This window comes from Mucilaginibacter sp. SMC90 (genome assembly GCF_022811725.1).
Classification (GTDB): Bacteria; Bacteroidota; Bacteroidia; order Sphingobacteriales; family Sphingobacteriaceae; genus Mucilaginibacter.
This window is the reverse complement of record NZ_CP094527.1, coordinates 6,046,362-6,065,206: the sequence shown is the minus strand read 5'-3', so window position 1 is coordinate 6,065,206 and position 18,845 is coordinate 6,046,362. Positions and strand designations below refer to the sequence as shown.

Here is an 18,845-nt window from a genome sequence, read left to right as displayed (position 1 = left end):
TAATTTTTCATTGCATTATTTGATAAAATTGATAAAGCCAATTTTATATATTTGGAGCCGTTGTATAACAAAACCACATCAGGCATGTCAAAAATAAAAGTAGAGAATCCGGTAGTTGAACTGGATGGCGATGAAATGACCCGTATAATCTGGAAATTCATCAAAGACAAATTGATTACCCCGTACCTTGATCTTGATATCAAATACTATGACTTGGGTATCGAGTACCGCGACCAAACCGACGACCAGGTAACTATTGACGCAGCTAACGCCATTAAACAATACGGTGTTGGTATCAAATGCGCCACTATCACTCCCGACGAAGCAAGGGTTGCGGAGTTTGGTTTAAAACAAATGTGGAAATCGCCAAACGGAACTATCCGTAATATCCTGGATGGTACTGTTTTCCGTGAGCCAATTGTTATGAGCAATGTACCTCGTTTGGTACCTAACTGGACAGCCCCTATTTGCATAGGCCGTCACGCTTTTGGCGATCAATACCGTGCTACCGATTTCTTAACCAAAGGCAAGGGTAAATTAACCGTTAAATTTACACCAGAAGATGGTAGCCCTGAGCAATCATTTGAAGTGTTTAACTTTAAAGGCGATGGTGTTGCATTAACCATGTACAATACTGATGAGTCAATCAGAGGATTTGCCCATGCCTGCTTTAACCAGGCTTTAATGAAAGGCTGGCCTTTATACCTTTCAACCAAAAACACCATCCTTAAAAAATATGATGGCCGCTTCAAAGATATTTTTGAAGAGATCTATCAAAGCGATTACAAACAGAAGTTTGATGCTGCCGGTATCACTTATGAGCACCGCTTAATTGATGATATGGTTGCATCGGCCCTTAAATGGAACGGTAACTTTGTTTGGGCTTGTAAAAACTATGACGGCGACGTACAGTCAGATACTGTAGCTCAAGGCTTTGGTTCATTAGGTTTAATGACTTCAACCCTGGTTACTCCTGATGGTACTGTAATGGAAGCAGAAGCTGCCCACGGTACAGTAACCCGTCACTATCGTGATCACCAGGCTGGCAAGCCAACTTCAACTAACCCAATTGCATCTATTTTTGCATGGACAAGAGGTTTGGAATTCCGCGGTATCCTGGATAACAACCAGGAGCTGATCGATTTCTGCAAAGCTTTGGAAGAAGTTTGTATCGAAACTGTTGAAAGTGGTAAAATGACCAAAGATTTGGCCATCACTATTAAACCTAAAGTGGAACATGGTACCGATTACCTGTACACCGAAGAGTTTTTAGCTGCAATTGACGAAAACTTAAAAAAACGCTTAGGTAAATAATTACCAGGCAATTTGATATAAAAAGCTCATACAATAGTATGGGCTTTTTTTGTTTACATGTATAGTACGTAAATCAATTTAGCATTTCCTATTTTCTATTTTACTCCTAACTTAGCGGTCAAAATACACAACACTATGTCGGCATTATATCCATTAAAATTTAAAACCATATATAAAGACAAGATATGGGGTGGTCAAAAGATCAAAACCTACTTGCATAAAGATTTTGGCAGCTTGCCTAACTGCGGCGAAACCTGGGAAATATCGGGTGTGAAATCTGATGTTTCGGTTGTAGCTTCGGGTGCCCTTGAAGGTGAATCATTGGCTGACTTGTTGGAGCAATACAAAGATGAGCTGGTGGGTAAGAAAGTTTATGACCATTTTGGTAATATCTTCCCTTTACTGGTGAAATTTATTGATGCCAATGATGATCTTTCGGTACAGGTGCACCCTGATGATAAACTGGCTAAAGAGCGCCACAACTCATTTGGCAAAACAGAAATGTGGTATATCATCGAAGCCGACAAGGGCTCGACATTGATTACCGGTTTTAACCAGGAAATGACCGAAGAAAAATATGTCAATGCTTTAAACAGCGGCCATATCATGGATATCCTGAACAAGGAAGAAGCCGTAGCTGATGATGTTTTCTTTTTACCTGCAGGCAGGGTACATACCATTGGCAAAGGATTACTGATTGCCGAAATTCAGCAAACATCAGATATCACTTATCGTATTTACGATTTTGACCGTGTTGATGATAAAGGCAATAAACGTGAGTTGCATACCGAAGAGGCCCTTGCCGCTATTGATTACAAACACTATCCGGAATATAAAACCCAATACGAGCCTAAAGAGAACGAGACTGTAAAATTGGTTACCTGCCCGTATTTTACAACCAACGTACTTGATTTTGATGAAAGTACCTCTAAAGACTATTCTGCATTAGATTCATTTGTGATCCATGTTTGCGTAGAAGGCGGATACACTGTAAAATATAATGATGAAGCATATGCCGTTAAAATGGGCGAGTGCATCCTGCTGCCAAAAAGTATTGATAAAGTTGAATTGGAAACAACTGGAGGCTTTAAAATACTGGAAAGTTATATAGAATAATTTTGATTTTAAGTATGGAGCTTATGTTAAGCTCCATACTTAAATAGCTGTTCGCTGCTGCTTTCCGGTGTTGTATCAAATACCTTTATTAAGTGACTTGTCCTCACGGGTTTGAACAGGTAATCAGAAACTTCAGAAATACTTTTAGCCCGGTGAATATCATTCAGGTCAACTGATGAGCTTACGATATAAATAGCGATTCTTTTCCCCAGCCGGGGTTTTATTTTCGCAAATTCATTCATGAACTCCCATCCATCCATAACCGGCATATTGATATCCAGCAATATCAAATCTGGCAAATCATGATCTTCGTTTGCTTTTTTTAAGGCATTAATGGCTTCTTCTCCATTTACAAAATGGCTTAGCCGGGTGTTAAGTCCCTTTATACCTATTAGCTTTTTCAGGCCGTAAACATAAATACTATCATCATCCACAATCCAGGTGTTTGCGGCATTTAGATCTGCAATCATTTCTTGTTAGTTAATTATGCCAGTCTGATAGTAAATTTTGTGCCAACATTTACTTTGCTGTCAACTTTGATGCTGCCGCCTAATGCTTCAATTTGGTTGCGGGTTATAAACAAGCCAATCCCTTTAGCATCGGTGTTTTGGTGAAATGTTTTGTACATACCAAAAATCTTATCGCCATAACGGTCAAGATCAATGCCGAGGCCATTATCTTCAAAAATAAGATAGATGTGGTTCCCTTCGGTTAATGTATAGCATTTTATAACGGGTTGTCTTTCAGGATGACTGTATTTTAATGAATTGGTGAGCAAATTTTGCAGGATGCTTTCCATGTAAGCCGGAATGTAGCTGATTTCACGGCATTGCGTAAAGTCGCCTTCAATACGGGCGTTTATTGCTTCTATATTATTTTTTAGCGCAGAGCAAATATTTTTAAACATTGGCTCTAACTCAACCATTTTTCGCTCTTTGGTAATTTCTGTCTGAATTTTTACTATTTCATTGATATGTTCGATAGTAAGATCCAGGCTATCGCTGATAGTTTTAATGTGCGAAAAAATCTCTTCGCGTTCTTCAGTTGTTTCGGTTTGTTCAAACAGGTTTACCATAAATTGGAGATTGCCTGTGTGCGAACGAAGATTATGCGATACTATATATGCAAAGTTTTGCAGGCGCCGGTTTTGGTCGGTCAATAAATTTATCGACTGCTCAAGTTTAAGTAATTTCCTTTTTTCGCTGTCGATATCCTGCACAATCCCTTTAACCGAGGTGCATTTGCCAAAGTGATTAATTACCGGTACGGCCTTTACTTTTAGCCACAACATATTGTTTTTGGCCGATCGTAAAAGTAAATCGACATCAAACGGCCGGCTCTGATCAAACGTTTGATTAATGGCGTTTTGTAAAACAGGCCGGTATGGGGGCTCAAAAAAACTAATAAATTCTTCAACGCTCAGGTTTAAATGATTTTGAAGATCAAATAAATCATACACCTGCTTTGACAGCTCGATGGTGCCGGTGTTTTGAGCGTCAATTTCCCAGCTTCCCAATTGTGCTGTGTTAAAGGCAGCATCATTGATTACCTGGTTATGTGCCGATAATAGGTCGTTATGTTTGTAGCGGTTGATATTGATGAGCGAACCGTAAGCTATACAGCCATGTTCGTTATCAATTTTTCTGATAGTGGTTTCAAACCACTGGTACCCGTTTTTTTTTGTTAAAAAGCGTAATTGCAGCGGTGGAGTGTTTTCAGTTAGCCTGTTGTTAATGGCATTAATAAAGGCCGGTTTATCGCCGTGATAAAGTAAATGCTCAAAGAAAGTGTAAGCATTACATTCAATTTCATTCAATTGAAAATCTAATACCTTATAAAACCCTGTCGACCATTTTACTTCCCTTGTATTGAAATTATACTTCCAGATACCCGTATCCAGATCATTGATCAAAGGGGTTAGATGTACATCATCGCCAGAAAGTTTACCCTTTTCCAAAAAACTCATATCAACAATCCGTTCACTTATTCAATTTGTTTTTTTGACACGTGCTTATTATTAAAACATGTGCCATGATTTGAAGTTTTTAAATTTACAACCATCAGTTGTGCTGCTGTGGATTTTCTTTTCAAACGTTATTCCACATTTGCAGGTTCCAAATATAATATTTTTGATACTTTATAATGTATTCTTTTACTGGTAATTACGGTTTTTAGAATATCTGGCTATATCTACTCCTAATTGAAGTAATATTTTGCAAAATACCCGCCAAATGTGTTCTGTTTTTACTTATTTATATTTTGAAATGAAGATATCTTCAATAAAATAGTTTGAAGTAATTTGATTGTCAAAAATAGCGGGCACTAAGTTAGTAAATATGGGTGAACTATTATTGGGTATTATAATGTCCTATTTTACAGGCAATTTACCTGCAATTTGCCTGCATTTAATTTTATGGAAAAATATTATATTGCTATTTGCTTATTAGTTCATCGAGCGCGTTTTTGGCGATCCATTTAGCAGATTTGGCGGGTTGGTTATAAATATTTCTCGCAGTATTAATAGCTTTAACTTTTAATATATTATTTCGTTTGCCTATTTGCCGTAGTGCCCAGTTAATAGCCTTTTTAACAAAGTTTCTATTATCCCAGGCTTCCCGTTCCATAATAGGAAACAGTTTTATAAATACGCTGTCGGGGGCGGTTTTGTTGTGGATTGCATATTCGGCCATTAAAACAAATCCCGCACGTTTAACAAATTCCTGCTCATGACTGCTATATTCAACAGCTTTGTCAATGGCAAATACGGTGCGATCAAAAAGATTACCACAAACCTGGTCACAAATATCCCATGAGTTAAAATCACGGGTCCAGCTATCCATTAATTCTGGTGTAACCTGTTTGGGGTCGGCTATGAGCGAGGCCAGCATCCGGGCTTCATGTACCCTTGTGCCCCAAAGTGCTAAAGCCAACGCATGATCTGTTTTTATGATTTTAGCAAGCTTGCGTATTTCGGGTAACTTTACACCCAGGGCCTGCGAGTTATCGATGCCAAAACGGGCCATCCCTTTTAAATACGCGGCATCAGCTTTTTCTTTAAGCTGTTCAAGCACAAATTGCACCGTATCCATTTAATTGGTCATGCTTTGCTTTTGAAGAGTATTGTGGATAGGTACCACCTGCATCAGTGCGGCACTGCAATAAAAAGGGTGTAGTTCCATAACTAAAGCGCCTGCCTTAATAGCCGGATCAGTTTCAGTAAGTTTTCTTGCTTCTTCCACAGTTTCAACATTGAAAATGAAAATACCGCGTAAGGGCTGGTTATCTAAAAATGGCCCTGCAACAACCAGCTTACCTTCGGCAGCAAGCTTGCCGATGTTTTTAAGGTGGGCCATTTGCAACTGCATATTAGCCGCCGAGTCTTTCAGTTGTGTAGGCCCTTCTTTCAGGAATGCCATCACATATTTTTTCATACCGTAATCGTCGGCTCCCAGTTTTTTGGCCAAAGCGGCATCATAAACAGGTTTGGCGGCGGCAGAGCTTTGGGCTAAGCAGTTAAAGCTTAACGCTACAGCGGCAAGGATAAGTAAAGCTTTTTTCATAAAATGATTATTGGTTATATCAAATATAACTTAATGGCTGCCAAATAAAAAGGCCGGGCATTAGCCCGGCCCCGGAGTGGGGTGAGTTAATTGGTAAACTTTTTACTTGCGCCGCTTTTCTGGTAAAAAGCTTTATAATCTTTGATATTAAGCATATCGTAGATGGCTTGCTTTTTATCTGAGCTGTTATCATAGTAACCTTTGCATATCTGGTAACCAACCCAATAACCAAGGTCGGCTGGTTTGTTGGCCGTTTCCTGGTTGGAGTTGGCTATCCAATTGTAGCCGCGCTTTAGATATATCTCTTTTTCAAAATCGGCCCATATTTGCTTTTCGCGCCCTTTGGCCCACACATGGAGGCGCTCGTTAGCGGTATGGCCGGAAATCAATTCGCCTATAAAGTCGGCCATGCCTTCTTCCAAAACGGCCCTGAGCAAGGTGGTATCGCCGCCTAACATGCCGCCCTGGTTAAAGTGGATAAGTTCATGTGCTACCAGGTTGGGGATGTAATCAAGCTTGCCAAAATTGTTCTTTTCCCAAAGGCTTAATTCATCAACAGGTATGTCGGGAGTACTAACTGCCTGGTCAAGGCCAATAAGTAAGCCATTATCTGTTGAAGTGCCCCCGGATGTAAAAGCACCAATAACAAAATAAACGTCCGGGAATTTAGCCTGCGGATAAAGTTCTTTAAGTTTTACAAATGATGCTGTCATCTGCGGTTTTTGCTTATCAACGGTATAGGTGTTTTTGCGGATGGCCGCGTAAAACCTGGGCTTTTTATCATGCGCCTTAACAAACCTTTTCATGCTGATAACTTTGATTGCAAAGTAATCCTGCAGTCCTGCCGATCCCGGATCAATATAATATTGCCTGTAGATCTTCAGTCGGTTTGCAGTATCTTTTTGCGCCCTGTCATAAGCAATCCAAAAGTTTTTTATGTCGCTTGTTACGAGTTTTGCTTTCAACGGATCATCAGTGAAGCCTTTAGGTTCTTTTTCTACCGAATTGAGCAGTGGCCGCCATTCGGGCATTTGATGCAACGAATTCAGGTCTGAATCTGTTACCAGGTGCGCCGCATTTTTGTAGCCGCTGTTAATGGCTAATTTCAATATGGTCATTGCGCTATCTGCTTTACCCGATAGTGCATAACAGCAGGCTGCATTATAATAATCGTTTGTGGCCGCAGCCTTAAATTCGGCTTGCTTAGCCGACTGTAAGTAACAATTTCCAGCTTGAACAAAATTTTTTGCCTCGTATAAACTATCGCCTTTATTACTAAGGCTTTTTTGTCCAAAAGCTGCCGCACTCAATAAAATAAAAAGGAAGGTTAGGTATTTATGCATTTGCTAAAAATAGCGAATTGAAAATAAAAAGCCGGGCATTCGCCCGGCTTCAAATCATAAATCACTAATAAAAATCCGAAATCAGTAATCAAAGGTTTCCCCTTGCGTCCTGCTCCCGTTCAATGGCTTCAAACAAGGCTTTGAAATTACCCGCACCAAATGATTTTGCGCCTTTACGCTGAATGATCTCGAAGAAAAGCGTCGGTCTGTCTTCAACCGGCTTAGTGAAAATCTGCAACAGATAACCCTCGTCATCACGGTCAACCAGGATGCCCAAATGTTTTAATGGCTCAAGGTCTTCATCAATGTGGCCCACACGGTCAATAAGGTCATCGTAATAAGTGGAAGGCACTTTTAAAAATTCAACACCACGGTTTTGCAATTCGGTAACGGTAGCTACAATATCATGGGTGGCAAGGGCCAGGTGTTGCACACCCTCATCTTCGTAAAATTCCAGGTATTCCTCAATCTGCGATTTCTTTTTGCCCTCGGCCGGTTCATTGATCGGAAATTTTACATAACCATTTCCGTTGCTCATTACCTTGCTCATTAAAGCCGAATACTCGGTCGAGATCATTTTATCATCGAAGGTGAGGATATTGCGGAAGCCTAAAACCTCTTCGTAAAAATTAACCCATTCGTTCATTTTATGCCAGCCGACATTGCCTACGCAATGGTCAACATATAACAAACCCGTATCACTTGGATTAAAGGTGTTTTCCAGTTTTTGATAGCCTGGTAAAAACAAGCCCTTATAGTTTTTACGTTCTATGAACATATGTACGGTTTCGCCGTAAAGCTTGATGCCGCTGGTGCGTACTTCGCCATGTTCGTCGGTTAGGGTTTGCGGTTGCTGATAAGCTTCGGCACCGCGTTTGGTAGTTTGCTCAAAAGCATCGTAAGCATCATCAACCGAAAGTGCCAGTACTTTTACTCCATCGCCATGTTTTTTAATGTGCTCAGCAATTGGATGTTCAGAATGCAGCGGAGTGGTAAGTACAATCCTGATTTTGCCCTGCTGTAAAACATATGATGCCCTGTCGCGCACGCCGGTTTCAGGCCCGGCGTAAGCCAGGTTTTGAAAACCGAAAGCGCTTTTATAATAATGGGCCGCCTGCTTGGCATTGCCTACGTAAAATTCAACGTAATCGGTGCCGTTAAGAGGCAGGAAATCGGTTGTAGTTGGTTGTTTATCTAAAGTTTGAGTGTGCATTTTAATAAATTTAAATATGTCATTGCGAGGAACGAAGCAATCGCGAGCTGTACAGATTCGCTCTTTATAGCATGCGATTGCCACGCTACGCTCGCAATGACATGGGATTAGTAGTTAATATTGCCAGCTTTTATAATAATTTTCATCCTCTATCTTTATAGCATCCTCAGTTAGCATCAATGGCTTGAATGGATCTATCATCACGGCTAATTCATCTGTCGACTCTTTGCCTATGGATTTTTCGACCGAGCCGGGATGCGGGCCATGCGGGATACCGCCGGGATGCAGGGTGATTTGCCCCTTTACCACACTTTTACGGCTCATAAAATCGCCATCTACATAATATAAAACCTCGTCGCTATCCACATTGCTGTGGTTGTAGGGCGCAGGGATGGATAGCGGATGATAATCAAACTTGCGGGGTACAAATGAGCAGATCACAAAGTTGTTACCCTCAAAAGTTTGATGTACAGGCGGCGGCTGGTGCAGCCTGCCGGTTATCGGTTCAAAATCATGAATGGACAGCGCCCATGGATAATGAAAGCCATCCCAGCCTATAAAATCAAATGGATGGGTGCCGTAGATATAAGGGTAAATGAGCCCTTGCTTTTTGATCAGGATTTTAAAATCACCATGCTCATCATAAGTTTTCAGATCGGCCGGCCGTTTGATATCTCGTTCGCAGTAGGGCGAATGTTCCATTAACTGACCATATTGGTTACGGTAACGTTTGGGCGGGCGGATAGGGCTAAAGCTTTCCACAATAAAAAGCCTGTTTGCAGCGCCGTCAAACTCCATCTGATAAATGGTTCCGCGGGGGATTATCAAATAATCGCCATACTGGAATTTGATATTGCCGAAACCTGTTTTTAAAGTACCGGTACCTTCGTGAATAAATACTACCTCATCAGCCTGGCTGTTCTTATAAAAGTAGTCGGTCATGCTTTTGCGCGGTGCCGCAAGCGAAATATGCAGATCGCTGTTTACCAGCACCGGCTTGCGGCTTTGCAGATAATCATCTTCGGGTTGTACATTGAACCCTATCAAACTGGTATGCTTCAGGTGTTTTTCGCGCGCTATTTTAGGCTCCACGCTGTAGGGCTCACCAAGTGTTTTTACAATAGTTGGCGGGTAGGCGTGGTATACCAGCGAATAAAGGCTTGAAAAGCCTTCGGTTGATACAAGCTCTTCGGCATATAAACTACCATCGGGCTTACGGAATTGCGTATGCCGCTTAGGCGGAATTGATCCTAAACTATGATATACAGGCATGGATTGGTTTAATTGGTTAACAACAAAACGTATAAAATGCTGATTTGTGTTCGGGCTAAAAGTCCGGAACGCATAGCCTTAACCATTTAGTAAATAAATGATTAAAAAAATGAAGGAAACAGGTGGGGAGAATTAGTATTGCGCCAATACGATTTTAGCGAGCATAGCATCTCTGAACGATGAAGCATCGCTCATGGAGGTTAACCCCAACGAAAACAGGAAATGCATTTGTATGCGCAACATGATACTAAGTTAGCGGGATTATATTTAGGATGCAAATTTTGGGTTGAATAGTGAGTGGTTGATTAGGTGAGGGGTTGGTTGTTTTTTTAATCCTTACGCCGCCGCTCGGCTCCAGCCGAGTGGCAGCTATAAAACGGCCTCTGGCCGCCGACGTGGTGTATACAGGCCAGAGGCCTGGGGAAAACGGCCACTCGGCAGGAGCCGAGCGGCGGCGGGGTTAAATATATATCCGCGTAAGAAACCACTCACCTAATCAACTTAATCAACCATTCACCTAACAAAAAATCATTAGCTTTGATTATACCAATTAAGCTACTCTATGAAATTAGTATCCTATAAAACCGAAGACCGTGAACATCTGGGCGTTTTTGTTAACGGCCATATTTACAATTTAAATTCATGTGATAAGCTGATCCCCGATAACATGAACGAATTTTTATGGGGTGGGCCTGAGTTGATGGTACATGCCGCACGGGTTAATGAAGATATCCGGTTAGGAAAGATAGAGGCTAAAGAGGAGTTGTTTTTTGAATTGACGGCCCCGGTCCCGCACCCAACTTCATGTCGTGATGGTTATGCGTTCAGGCAGCATGTGGCTTCGGCCAGGCGTAACCGTAAGTTGGATATGATACCGGAGTTTGACCAATATCCTATATTTTATTTTACTAATCATAACGCCATACAAGGGCCCGGCGAAATTGAATGTATGCCCGATCACTTCCAAAAGCTTGATTTTGAATTGGAAGTTGCCGTGGTGATCAATAAAAAAGGCCGTAACATTACAGCTGCCGAAGCAGATAGTTTTATAGCGGGATACATGATCATGAACGATATGAGCGCCCGTACCCTGCAAATGGAAGAAATGCTGCTGAACCTTGGCCCGGCAAAGGGCAAGGATTTTTCGACAGTGATTGGTCCGTGGTTGGTGACGCCCGATGAGTTGGAGCAATATAAAGTTTCCGCAAAACCCGGCCATACCGGTAATGCATATAACCTGGAGATGAAATGTGTGGTGAATGGCAAACAGGTATCGGCAGGTAATATGGCCGATATGGACTGGACCTTTGCCGAGATCATTGAGCGTGCAGCTTATGGCTGTGATGTTTTGCCGGGCGACGTAATAGGTTCAGGCACTGTTGGTACCGGCTGTTTTCTTGAACTGAATGGCACCGGCGTACTCAACAATGCCGACTATGAACCGCAATGGTTACAACCCGGCGACTTAGTGGAAATGGAAGTAACCGGCCTGGGCATGCTGGGTAATATCATTAAGAAAGCTGATAGTGATTTTTCAATATTGAAGCTGAAGAAATAAGAAAATACTATCCATAGAAATACAAACGCGTCATTGCGAGGTACGAAGCAATCCCCGATAAACAGAGCCGCTCTGTAAAGTTCGCGATTGCTTCGTACCTCGCAATGACGGCTTTAAAGTACAGCCTCCATGCCTACCATCAACATAGCCGATCTTTCGCCGGTTCAACTTCAAAATTACCTGCACTATGTAATAGCGCCGAGGCCAATATGTTTGGCTTCTACTGTAGATAAAGCAGGTAACGTGAACCTGAGCCCATTCAGCTTTTTTAATTTTTTCAGCACAAACCCGCCCATATGCATCTTTTCGCCATCGCGCAGGGTGAGGGATAATACTACCAAGCATACGCTCGAAAATATCAGGGAAGTGCCTGAATGCGTGATCAATATTGTTAACTACGATATGGTACAGCAAACGTCATTATCAAGCGTAGAGTATTCGCAGGGCATTAATGAGTTTATTAAGTCGGGCTTAACACCAGTACAGTCGCAATTGGTAAAACCTCCGCGCGTGGCCGAGTCGTATGTACAACTGGAATGTGTGGTGAATGAGGTAATTGAATTAGGGCAAAGCCACGGTGCAGGTAACCTCGTACTTGCCGAAATTAAGCTGATTCACATCAGTGATATGGTTTTAGATGCAGACGGGAAAATAGACCAGGCAAAAATGGATCTGGTAGCCCGCCTCGGCGGAGATTGGTATTGCCGCGTTACTAATGACAATCTGTTTAAAGTAGCCAAACCAAATACTAAAATAGGTATAGGTGTTGATGCATTGCCGTACGCCATCCGTAACTCAAGGGTCCTTACCGGTAATAACCTCGGACAATTGGGTAACCTGGAAGCAACACCCACCGATGAAGCTATCGAAGCATTTGCGCTTACTCCCGAAATAAAAGAAGTGTTGGACGCCACCATAGGTGATAGCCAGACCCGTGAACTACAATTGCATTTGAAAGCCAAACAGCTTTTGGAATTGGAAAGGGTAGAGGAAGCTTTGATGGTGTTGTTGATGGAGTGATACCCTTGTGGATAATAGCTGTGGATTTAATAAAACTATGTCATTGCGAGGAGGAACGACGAAGCAATCGCATGCTATACAGAGCGGCTCTGCTTCCGTGCGATTGCCACGCTGCGCTCGCAATGACATGGTTTTGTTAGCCGAAATTACCTCTTTTGTGGCAAAATTATCGTCCGACTTACCCTCAATAAGCATAATCCTTCCCTTTAAGATGATATTCCACCGGTACCTGCCGTTTTTCAAAAAGTTCATATGCTGGCTTTAATGATCGCCAAAAAGCATCCTGTTTAAAAGCCGCATAGCGTCTTAAGTTTGCGTCGTTTACCCGGAAAGGGAAGATATCAACACGGATTTGCTTTTGTCCTGCTATAAAGGCCTCATAAACCAAGGTGTAAATTTCTTCAATGCGGGCATCGGTCATGGCGTAGCAGCCTATTGATGCGCAATGGCCATGAACCATAATGGCGTTGCCGGTATAGCCTTTGGCTTTATCAATTGCATTTGGGTAGCCAACATTAATAGCCAGGTAATAATTGCTTACCGGGTTAAGCTGTTTGGGTTCAATGATATATAATCCCTCCGGACTTTTGCCGTCACCATTACGGGTTTTGGTGCCCAGTCCGCCTGAGTACGTACATACATCGTAGGTTTTAAAAAGCTGGTATTTATTGGCTGATTTTACCCATACTTCAAGTACGCTAATATCTTTAATTATGCGGATGTATATTGAGCCATAAGGTGCAAAGCCTTTGTCTTTAAGTTCTTTCTGAAGTTTAGGCCATACTTTAAGGCGAACATCGCCGGCCCGCTTACTATCCGGAATTTCGGGTTTGGGAGGTGCTATCAACAGGAGTGACAGCAGCAAGGTGATCAGTTTAGGCATTGGTTAGGTTGTTAACTATAGTTATAGTTAACGGGATTGATCGCAGTAAATTATGTGGGAGAAAGGATTTTATTAGTGAAAACGCGATGATGTCTTTATGTCAATTGCGAGCGTAGCGGAAAATATTAACCATCGTCATTGCGAGGAACGAAGCAATCGCGAACTGTACAGAGCATCCATGCAAGCCCCTCTGCATTTAGGGGATTGCTTCGTACCTCGCAATGACGGGTAGAGAAACAGTGACGGGTAGCTTGATTCTTAAACTCTTACTGTTATATCCCCAGCACCTGTTTCAATTTCACATAGCCCGTTTTACTTACCGGGATTTTGGCACCCGATTTCAGGATGGCCAGGTGTGCGTCTTTTTCGTAGGGATCGATACGGGTGATTTGCGGTATAGCTACGATGTACGAGCGGTGTACGCGGACAAAGTGATTAGGATCAAGCGTTTGCTCAAAAAAGCTCATGGTTTTATTTTTAAGGTACGAGCCTTCTTTGGTAATCACGCTTACATAATCATCATCAGCTTGCAGGTATTCTACATCAGCAACGGGTATGATCTTCACTTTAGTACCTGTTTTTACCACAATACGCTCATGCTGCGCAGGCGAATGAGTAGCGGCGGTTTCCAATAACTCCTCCGTTTGTTTAACAGCAGGTTTTGGTGCAGCCGAAGCCAGGAATTTTTCAACAGCTTTATTAAAGCGTTCTTTACTGAAAGGTTTTAACAGATAGTCGACCGCGTGGGCTTCAAAAGCTTTTATAGCGTATTCATCAAATGCGGTGGCAAATATTACGGCAGGGGGCTGCTCAACCAGTTCAAGCATTTCAAAGCCGGTAATTTTAGGCATCTGGATATCTAAAAAAACAAGATCGGGCTGATATTGCTGAATAGCTTTGAGGCCTTCAAAGCCATCGTTGCATTCCTGTATAAGTTCAATGTCTTTAAAATCAAGCAGGTATTCCCTTACAACCATGCGGGCTAAAGGTTCATCATCAATAATTAAAGCTCGCTTCATAGTTGCGGTATTTTTATAATGGTTGTGTACAGATCATCGCTCGCATGGGTTTCCATTAAATCATTACGGGCATACAGCAAATATAATCGCCGTTGCACTCCCCGCAAACCAAAACCTGTACCTTTTTTTGGTTTGGATGTTTGTGGATCATACGGGTTCTGTACCATTAGGTTCAGGTATCCATCCTCAATCTCGCCACGAATACTCACGGTAACTTCGCCTATGGTATCATAGAGGCCAAATTTAATAGCGTTTTCAACCAAAGGTTGTAACAGCATGGATGGTAATATTGCAGATCCGCATTTTGGGTCACAGCTTATTTCTGTTTGTAAACGGTGTCCAAAGCGTACTTTTTCAATATCGAGGTATAAATTAAGATGTGCCAATTCTTCGGTAAGACTAACCTGCAGCTGATCATCTTTTTTAAGGGTTCCTCGTAAAAAATCAGATAACTGGTGGATCATCCTGCGGGCTTCATCAGGCTTAAAGCCTATAAGGGCATTAATGGAATTAAGGCTATTGAACAGGAAGTGAGGTTGTAATTGTTGCCTTAAATTGTACAGCTCGGCTTCGCGGGCCAGTTGTTCGGCCTCGGTTTTGCGCTTCAGGGTTTCTTTTTGGTCGAGTTGTGAAAACCACAGCAAGCTGATCATGGCCATCCAGCCTATGGCTAAAAAGTCGGTAAAAAAGCGGATGGTTAATGACTGGGCCAGGAAACCGGTATAGATCTGATCGCTGTTAATGAGTGGTAAAAGGTATCGGCAGCCGGCTGTACAAATACCTGCAAGCGCCACGCACCAAATAAACAGGTTAATGTAGCTGCCTTTACCTGGTTGGTAGTAGCGTAAGTTATTGTTGATAAGCCAGCAGGCACATGAAAGCAATATTGCACTAAGCAAACCATCGGTAGCGGCAGTAAACCATAAAAAACCAAAACTATGGATGATGTAAGTTTGCAGTGCAGCCCATGCCACACCGCAAATTACAAATGCCGCGTATAGTTTTGATGATTGTATTGATGGAACTTCCAAAATGGGTTGCTTTCTGTGGTTTAAGGTTTAATTTCTGATGCCTAATAAGGCTGATTTATGATGCGCCCAGGCGATGTAAAGATCGGCATCGGGTGTTTCATGTATATTGTAATACAATTCGGTGCCATCGGTGAGTTCGCCAAGCTGGTTAAGTTCGGCCACATCAATAAATTGCCATTTAACGGTTTGCTTTTCAATATTTTTAAAGCTATCCTGATTAGCGTGACCTATTCGGTTGGCTTTTTCATAAGCTACCAGCTCATTTTCTGCACTGATCAATCTTAATTGCTCATCAAATTGCGCCTGATGATCGCCATCTCCGCTTATCACCCTGAAAACTAATTTTGCTACGTACCAGTTCATGTTGTTTATGCTTTTCGTTATTAGCTGCCTTAATTAATAACTGCGGATATCTACTCCGGCAAAAATGGATACACCTTTAAGTACCAGTACCTTTTCGCTGCCTACACTTGCGGTGCTCCTGATGCGTTTATCATCTACACTGGCAAAAACGGCTGCCAGGTCAGATACTACCTGCCAGTTTGATGGTACAATAATTTTGGTGCCGCCGAAAATTTGGGTTATATCAATGATAATGCGACCGTTGATGTCTGCCTGGGTAAAGTCAAGTTCGGCACCACCAAATATGTTAACGATATCGCCACCGCGGAATTGTTTGGAAAGAATGGTTTTGTTAACCCCGCCAAAAATAGATACCGTATCTATATAATCATCGCCAGAATATTTGGTGTTGTATTGCTGTTGTTTTTGAGCATATGGGTCAACCGGAGGAATCGGGTCGCCTTCGTCTTTTACAGTGTAATCAACAACCGGCTCATTTTTTTCAAATTGGAAAGGCTCTTTCTTATCCCAGTTAGTCCATTTATCACCTTTGAAATCATTTTTCCATTGCTGCGGATCGAAATGCTTGTTGCGCCTTAATATCAGCCACATGCCAAAGCCAATTACAGCTAAGGGGCCTACAATACGGCCAGAGTCGTTTATGTTTTCGGTTATAAGGAATATAGTACCTAAACCTACCAGCATAACCCATGAAGCCTTTTTATAATTATGCTTAGCGCCTACATATACTCCCCAAAAAATGAGCCACAATGGCCACAGGGAAAGATGATCGGGTATGAAAAAAATTCGGAATTGCTGAAGCAGCAATATGCCGCCTACAGCAAGTAAAATGATCCCGGCAACAGACTTGCCTTTGTTGGGATCTTTTGGATGTTCTATATCGTTGTTCATTGTATTATCTGCAAATTGAAATCATATCCAAAACTAAGGTAACATTATAGTTGAGCCAAACAAAAATTGGTGATGTATTTAAAGAAATCGGTAAAAGGGGAGGTTTTGGCGGTGAAAAAGTTGCGTTTGATTTTTTAACATCCGGCAAAAATAAAAATTTGTATGTTGCGACGGTTTTTTATCCGTAAATAACCATACTAAACTTTATCATATCAAAATGGAACAGCGCTTTAACCCTTCCATGGGTGCTACGTTTGAAAAGGAATACAGCCTCAGCACCGGATGGAAAATATTCCTATATATCATCATTGTCGCTATGGTAGTCGGCGGCGTTTATCTGGCTTATGTTTCTATCGCCGATAAAAGCTGGTGGCTTGTATTAATAGGGATTGGACTGATAATGTTAGGACTTTATCTCTATCTTGAATTGCAGGCAAGCAAAATAATTATCTCTAACAACGGGATAAAACGTGTGGGGTATTTTAGTAGCAGAGAGTTGCTAATTAATGATATTAAGGGTTACGATACTGTTCGGGATAAAAGGATAACTATACGCCCTGCTGATAAATCGAATAAAGCGATAGTTTTAAGCGACTACAGCTATTTTGCCGATGGCAGCGAAATATTGCAATGGATAGCCTTGAATTGCAAAGATCTTGACGCCGAACAAGAACAGAAAGGTATAGAAGAGATAAAAAATGATGAAAGCTATGGCTACAGCAGTGAAGAGCGATTAGCCGAATTAAAAAAGTTAAAACAGTTTTGCTCATATTTTAATTACGGAGGCATCGGTTTGTGTTTTTGGCTGTTCATACATCCTGCACCTTATGATTATGCTGTTTTAGCCGGTACAATTTGGCCCCTGGTAGTGATGCTTGTATTTTATTTAAAAAGGGATGTAGTTACACTTAACAGCGCCGACAATAAGAAACAGGCCGTGTATCCATCTTTAAGTACAGCGTTGATATTGCCACCCCTTGGGCTTTTGATAAGGGTACTGGCTGATTTTAAATTAATGCATTTAACTGAGATGCTTTTGCCCGCGTTTTCAGTGATAGCTGTATTAGGGGTTGTTTTTTTGGGGATAATAATGAGCTCGAAGGAAAAAGCACGTTCAAACAAAATGACCTGGCTTAGCGCTGCGGCATTTGTACTGTTATATGGTTTTACTGCCCCTGTTATAATTAATTGCAATTTTGATTATAGCGCCCCAAAGGAGTATAAAGCGCAGGTGCTTAGTCAAAGGGTGTCAACAGGAAAACACACATCATATGATTTAACTTTAAGTAAATGGGGGCCGAAAGAAAGTGAAGAAACAGAAGTTTCTAAATCACTTTACTACCAGGTTAAAGTTGGCGATACGGTTTATGTAAATTTAAAGCCGGGCCTGTTTAAAATGCCGTGGTATTACGTTAGCCTGTAATTCTCAAATAAGAAAAACAAAAAGCCGGGGCTTTTTAAAAATGCCCCGGCTTCGATATATATGATGGATGGTTGAGTTTAAGCTTCTGTTTTAGGCTGCTCAAAGTCGAAATGCTGTTTGGCTTTTTCATTCTTTTCCCAAAAGTCACGGTCGGTTTGTTTTGCCGGTCTGATGGCTATCCAGGCACCAAGTATGATAAGTGCAATTGGCCAGGTTATGCGGTCGGCATCATAAACGTTTTCATTGATGAGGAATATCACGCCTATCAGTATCATGAAAATCCATGATGGTTTTTTGAAATCATGTTTGGCACCCATGTAAGCGCCCCAGGCTATGAACCACATTGGCCAGCTAAAAAGCCAATCAGGAATAAGTAAGGCATCAAGCTGATCTATCAGAAATAAACCACCGGCTGCCAGTAAAATTATTCCTAACATGATTTTGCCATTTCTTTTGTTTTCGGTGTTTATTATATCGTTGTTCATCGCTTTAAGTTTTAATGTTACCCAAATCTACAGCGATGTGGCAGGCAGGTCAATCAATACTTGGCGGTGCAAGGGGAGATGTCGGTAAAATGGGGGATAAAGGCGGTGAAAAGAGAGGCAGGGGAGAGAGGCAAGAAGTCAAGAGGAGAGAGGCAAGAAGACAAGAGGAGAGAGGCAAGAAGTCAAGATGCAGGAAACAAGAAAGGAAGAGGGTGGGAAGCAGGATGAAAAATATTGATAAAAATCGAATTGTCATTTCGACGAACCGGTTGGGGGTGCGCGGCGCCGTGAGGAGAAATCTTATACGCTATGCTGTAAAGCATGTATGCGTGGCTATGCTTGTTGTATGAGATT

The 18,845-nt window shown here is 41.8% G+C and carries 20 protein-coding genes; 7 read left to right on the top strand and 13 right to left on the bottom strand.

What is annotated here, in order from left to right; all coding sequences use genetic code 11:
- Positions 1-84: 84 nt before the first annotated feature.
- Entirely contained in the window at positions 85-1,314 is a 1,230-nt protein-coding gene (locus MTO98_RS24980) for an NADP-dependent isocitrate dehydrogenase (protein ID WP_243481707.1), read from the top strand.
- 135 nt (positions 1,315-1,449) lie between these two features.
- Positions 1,450-2,430: a type I phosphomannose isomerase catalytic subunit gene (locus MTO98_RS24975; protein WP_243481706.1), complete on the top strand. Its 981-nt coding sequence runs from the start codon at positions 1,450-1,452 to the stop codon at positions 2,428-2,430.
- A gap of 26 nt (positions 2,431-2,456) precedes the next feature.
- Here the strand turns inward: MTO98_RS24975 and MTO98_RS24970 are convergent, their stop codons facing one another.
- From MTO98_RS24970 to MTO98_RS24940, 7 genes are all read right to left on the bottom strand, one after another.
- Positions 2,457-2,900, bottom strand: coding sequence for a response regulator (locus MTO98_RS24970; RefSeq protein WP_243481705.1), 444 nt, complete (start codon positions 2,898-2,900; stop codon positions 2,457-2,459).
- A gap of 14 nt (positions 2,901-2,914) precedes the next feature.
- Positions 2,915-4,396, bottom strand: coding sequence for a PAS domain-containing sensor histidine kinase (locus tag MTO98_RS24965; protein WP_243481704.1), 1,482 nt, complete (start codon positions 4,394-4,396; stop codon positions 2,915-2,917).
- A gap of 466 nt (positions 4,397-4,862) precedes the next feature.
- Positions 4,863-5,519, bottom strand: coding sequence for a DNA alkylation repair protein (locus tag MTO98_RS24960; protein ID WP_243481703.1), 657 nt, complete (start codon positions 5,517-5,519; stop codon positions 4,863-4,865).
- Positions 5,520-5,990, bottom strand: coding sequence for a YciI family protein (locus MTO98_RS24955; protein ID WP_243481702.1), 471 nt, complete (start codon positions 5,988-5,990; stop codon positions 5,520-5,522).
- Between the two features lie 86 nt (positions 5,991-6,076).
- Entirely contained in the window at positions 6,077-7,333 is a 1,257-nt protein-coding gene (locus MTO98_RS24950) for a DUF2268 domain-containing putative Zn-dependent protease (protein ID WP_243481701.1), read from the bottom strand.
- Between the two features lie 88 nt (positions 7,334-7,421).
- Entirely contained in the window at positions 7,422-8,546 is a 1,125-nt protein-coding gene (hppD, locus tag MTO98_RS24945; protein WP_243481700.1) for a 4-hydroxyphenylpyruvate dioxygenase, read from the bottom strand.
- A gap of 114 nt (positions 8,547-8,660) precedes the next feature.
- Positions 8,661-9,818, bottom strand: a complete 1,158-nt coding sequence (locus MTO98_RS24940; protein WP_243481699.1) for a homogentisate 1,2-dioxygenase — start codon at positions 9,816-9,818, stop codon at positions 8,661-8,663.
- Positions 9,819-10,380: 562 nt separating this feature from the next.
- Here MTO98_RS24940 and MTO98_RS24935 point away from each other — a divergent pair.
- Both MTO98_RS24935 and MTO98_RS24930 read left to right on the top strand, forming a co-directional pair.
- The gene (locus MTO98_RS24935; protein WP_243481698.1) at positions 10,381-11,376 is read left to right on the top strand and encodes a fumarylacetoacetate hydrolase family protein; all 996 of its coding nucleotides are present in this window, start codon (positions 10,381-10,383) and stop codon (positions 11,374-11,376) included.
- Between the two features lie 129 nt (positions 11,377-11,505).
- Positions 11,506-12,396 (top strand): flavin reductase family protein, encoded by an 891-nt coding sequence (locus tag MTO98_RS24930; RefSeq protein ID WP_243481697.1) that lies wholly within the window; start codon positions 11,506-11,508, stop codon positions 12,394-12,396.
- Between the two features lie 184 nt (positions 12,397-12,580).
- Here the strand turns inward: MTO98_RS24930 and MTO98_RS24925 are convergent, their stop codons facing one another.
- The 5 genes from MTO98_RS24925 to MTO98_RS24905 form a co-directional block, all read right to left on the bottom strand.
- Positions 12,581-13,279: a murein L,D-transpeptidase family protein gene (locus MTO98_RS24925; RefSeq protein ID WP_243481696.1), complete on the bottom strand. Its 699-nt coding sequence runs from the start codon at positions 13,277-13,279 to the stop codon at positions 12,581-12,583.
- A gap of 272 nt (positions 13,280-13,551) precedes the next feature.
- Entirely contained in the window at positions 13,552-14,298 is a 747-nt protein-coding gene (locus MTO98_RS24920; protein ID WP_243481695.1) for a LytTR family DNA-binding domain-containing protein, read from the bottom strand.
- Positions 14,295-15,329, bottom strand: coding sequence for a sensor histidine kinase (locus MTO98_RS24915; RefSeq protein WP_243481694.1), 1,035 nt, complete (start codon positions 15,327-15,329; stop codon positions 14,295-14,297). The genes MTO98_RS24920 and MTO98_RS24915 overlap by 4 nt, the downstream gene beginning before the upstream one ends.
- Before the next feature lie 27 nt (positions 15,330-15,356).
- Positions 15,357-15,692 carry a DUF4288 domain-containing protein gene (locus tag MTO98_RS24910; RefSeq protein WP_243481693.1) on the bottom strand — a complete coding sequence of 112 codons (336 nt, stop codon included), beginning with the start codon at positions 15,690-15,692 and terminating at the stop codon, positions 15,357-15,359.
- A gap of 33 nt (positions 15,693-15,725) precedes the next feature.
- Positions 15,726-16,583, bottom strand: a complete 858-nt coding sequence (locus tag MTO98_RS24905) for a LiaF domain-containing protein (protein WP_243481692.1) — start codon at positions 16,581-16,583, stop codon at positions 15,726-15,728.
- A 50-nt stretch (positions 16,584-16,633) separates the two neighbouring features.
- Here MTO98_RS24905 and MTO98_RS24900 point away from each other — a divergent pair, with 50 nt between their 5' ends.
- Both MTO98_RS24900 and MTO98_RS24895 read left to right on the top strand, forming a co-directional pair.
- Positions 16,634-16,771 (top strand): hypothetical protein, encoded by a 138-nt coding sequence (locus MTO98_RS24900; RefSeq protein WP_243481691.1) that lies wholly within the window; start codon positions 16,634-16,636, stop codon positions 16,769-16,771.
- Positions 16,772-16,800: 29 nt separating this feature from the next.
- Positions 16,801-18,006 (top strand): hypothetical protein, encoded by a 1,206-nt coding sequence (locus MTO98_RS24895; protein ID WP_243481690.1) that lies wholly within the window; start codon positions 16,801-16,803, stop codon positions 18,004-18,006.
- 77 nt (positions 18,007-18,083) lie between these two features.
- Here the strand turns inward: MTO98_RS24895 and MTO98_RS24890 are convergent, their stop codons facing one another.
- Positions 18,084-18,491, bottom strand: a complete 408-nt coding sequence (locus MTO98_RS24890) for a LiaI-LiaF-like domain-containing protein (RefSeq protein ID WP_121224263.1) — start codon at positions 18,489-18,491, stop codon at positions 18,084-18,086.
- A gap of 35 nt (positions 18,492-18,526) precedes the next feature.
- On the opposite strand from MTO98_RS24890, the gene MTO98_RS24885 reads away from it, so the two are divergent.
- Complete coding sequence (locus MTO98_RS24885) at positions 18,527-18,841, top strand: hypothetical protein (RefSeq protein WP_243481689.1); 315 nt, start codon at positions 18,527-18,529, stop codon at positions 18,839-18,841.
- Positions 18,842-18,845 lie beyond the last annotated feature (4 nt).

Bases quoted from the DNA above. Each gene is read 5' to 3' on its own strand.
- MTO98_RS24935 (WP_243481698.1), top strand. From the start codon at position 10,381: ATGAAATTAGTATCCTATAAAACCGAAGACCGTGAACATCTGGGCGTT.
- MTO98_RS24970 (WP_243481705.1), bottom strand. From the start codon at position 2,900: ATGATTGCAGATCTAAATGCCGCAAACACCTGGATTGTGGATGATGAT.
- hppD (WP_243481700.1), bottom strand. From the start codon at position 8,546: ATGCACACTCAAACTTTAGATAAACAACCAACTACAACCGATTTCCTG.
- MTO98_RS24955 (WP_243481702.1), bottom strand. From the start codon at position 5,990: ATGAAAAAAGCTTTACTTATCCTTGCCGCTGTAGCGTTAAGCTTTAAC.
- MTO98_RS24890 (WP_121224263.1), bottom strand. From the start codon at position 18,491: ATGAACAACGATATAATAAACACCGAAAACAAAAGAAATGGCAAAATC.
- MTO98_RS24925 (WP_243481696.1), bottom strand. From the start codon at position 13,279: ATGCCTAAACTGATCACCTTGCTGCTGTCACTCCTGTTGATAGCACCT.
- MTO98_RS24965 (WP_243481704.1), bottom strand. From the start codon at position 4,396: ATGAGTTTTTTGGAAAAGGGTAAACTTTCTGGCGATGATGTACATCTA.
- MTO98_RS24960 (WP_243481703.1), bottom strand. From the start codon at position 5,519: ATGGATACGGTGCAATTTGTGCTTGAACAGCTTAAAGAAAAAGCTGAT.
- MTO98_RS24910 (WP_243481693.1), bottom strand. From the start codon at position 15,692: ATGAACTGGTACGTAGCAAAATTAGTTTTCAGGGTGATAAGCGGAGAT.
- MTO98_RS24905 (WP_243481692.1), bottom strand. From the start codon at position 16,583: ATGAACAACGATATAGAACATCCAAAAGATCCCAACAAAGGCAAGTCT.
- MTO98_RS24885 (WP_243481689.1), top strand. From the start codon at position 18,527: ATGTGGCAGGCAGGTCAATCAATACTTGGCGGTGCAAGGGGAGATGTC.
- MTO98_RS24930 (WP_243481697.1), top strand. From the start codon at position 11,506: ATGCCTACCATCAACATAGCCGATCTTTCGCCGGTTCAACTTCAAAAT.
- MTO98_RS24920 (WP_243481695.1), bottom strand. From the start codon at position 14,298: ATGAAGCGAGCTTTAATTATTGATGATGAACCTTTAGCCCGCATGGTT.
- MTO98_RS24975 (WP_243481706.1), top strand. From the start codon at position 1,450: ATGTCGGCATTATATCCATTAAAATTTAAAACCATATATAAAGACAAG.
- MTO98_RS24950 (WP_243481701.1), bottom strand. From the start codon at position 7,333: ATGCATAAATACCTAACCTTCCTTTTTATTTTATTGAGTGCGGCAGCT.
- MTO98_RS24895 (WP_243481690.1), top strand. From the start codon at position 16,801: ATGGAACAGCGCTTTAACCCTTCCATGGGTGCTACGTTTGAAAAGGAA.
- MTO98_RS24980 (WP_243481707.1), top strand. From the start codon at position 85: ATGTCAAAAATAAAAGTAGAGAATCCGGTAGTTGAACTGGATGGCGAT.
- MTO98_RS24940 (WP_243481699.1), bottom strand. From the start codon at position 9,818: ATGCCTGTATATCATAGTTTAGGATCAATTCCGCCTAAGCGGCATACG.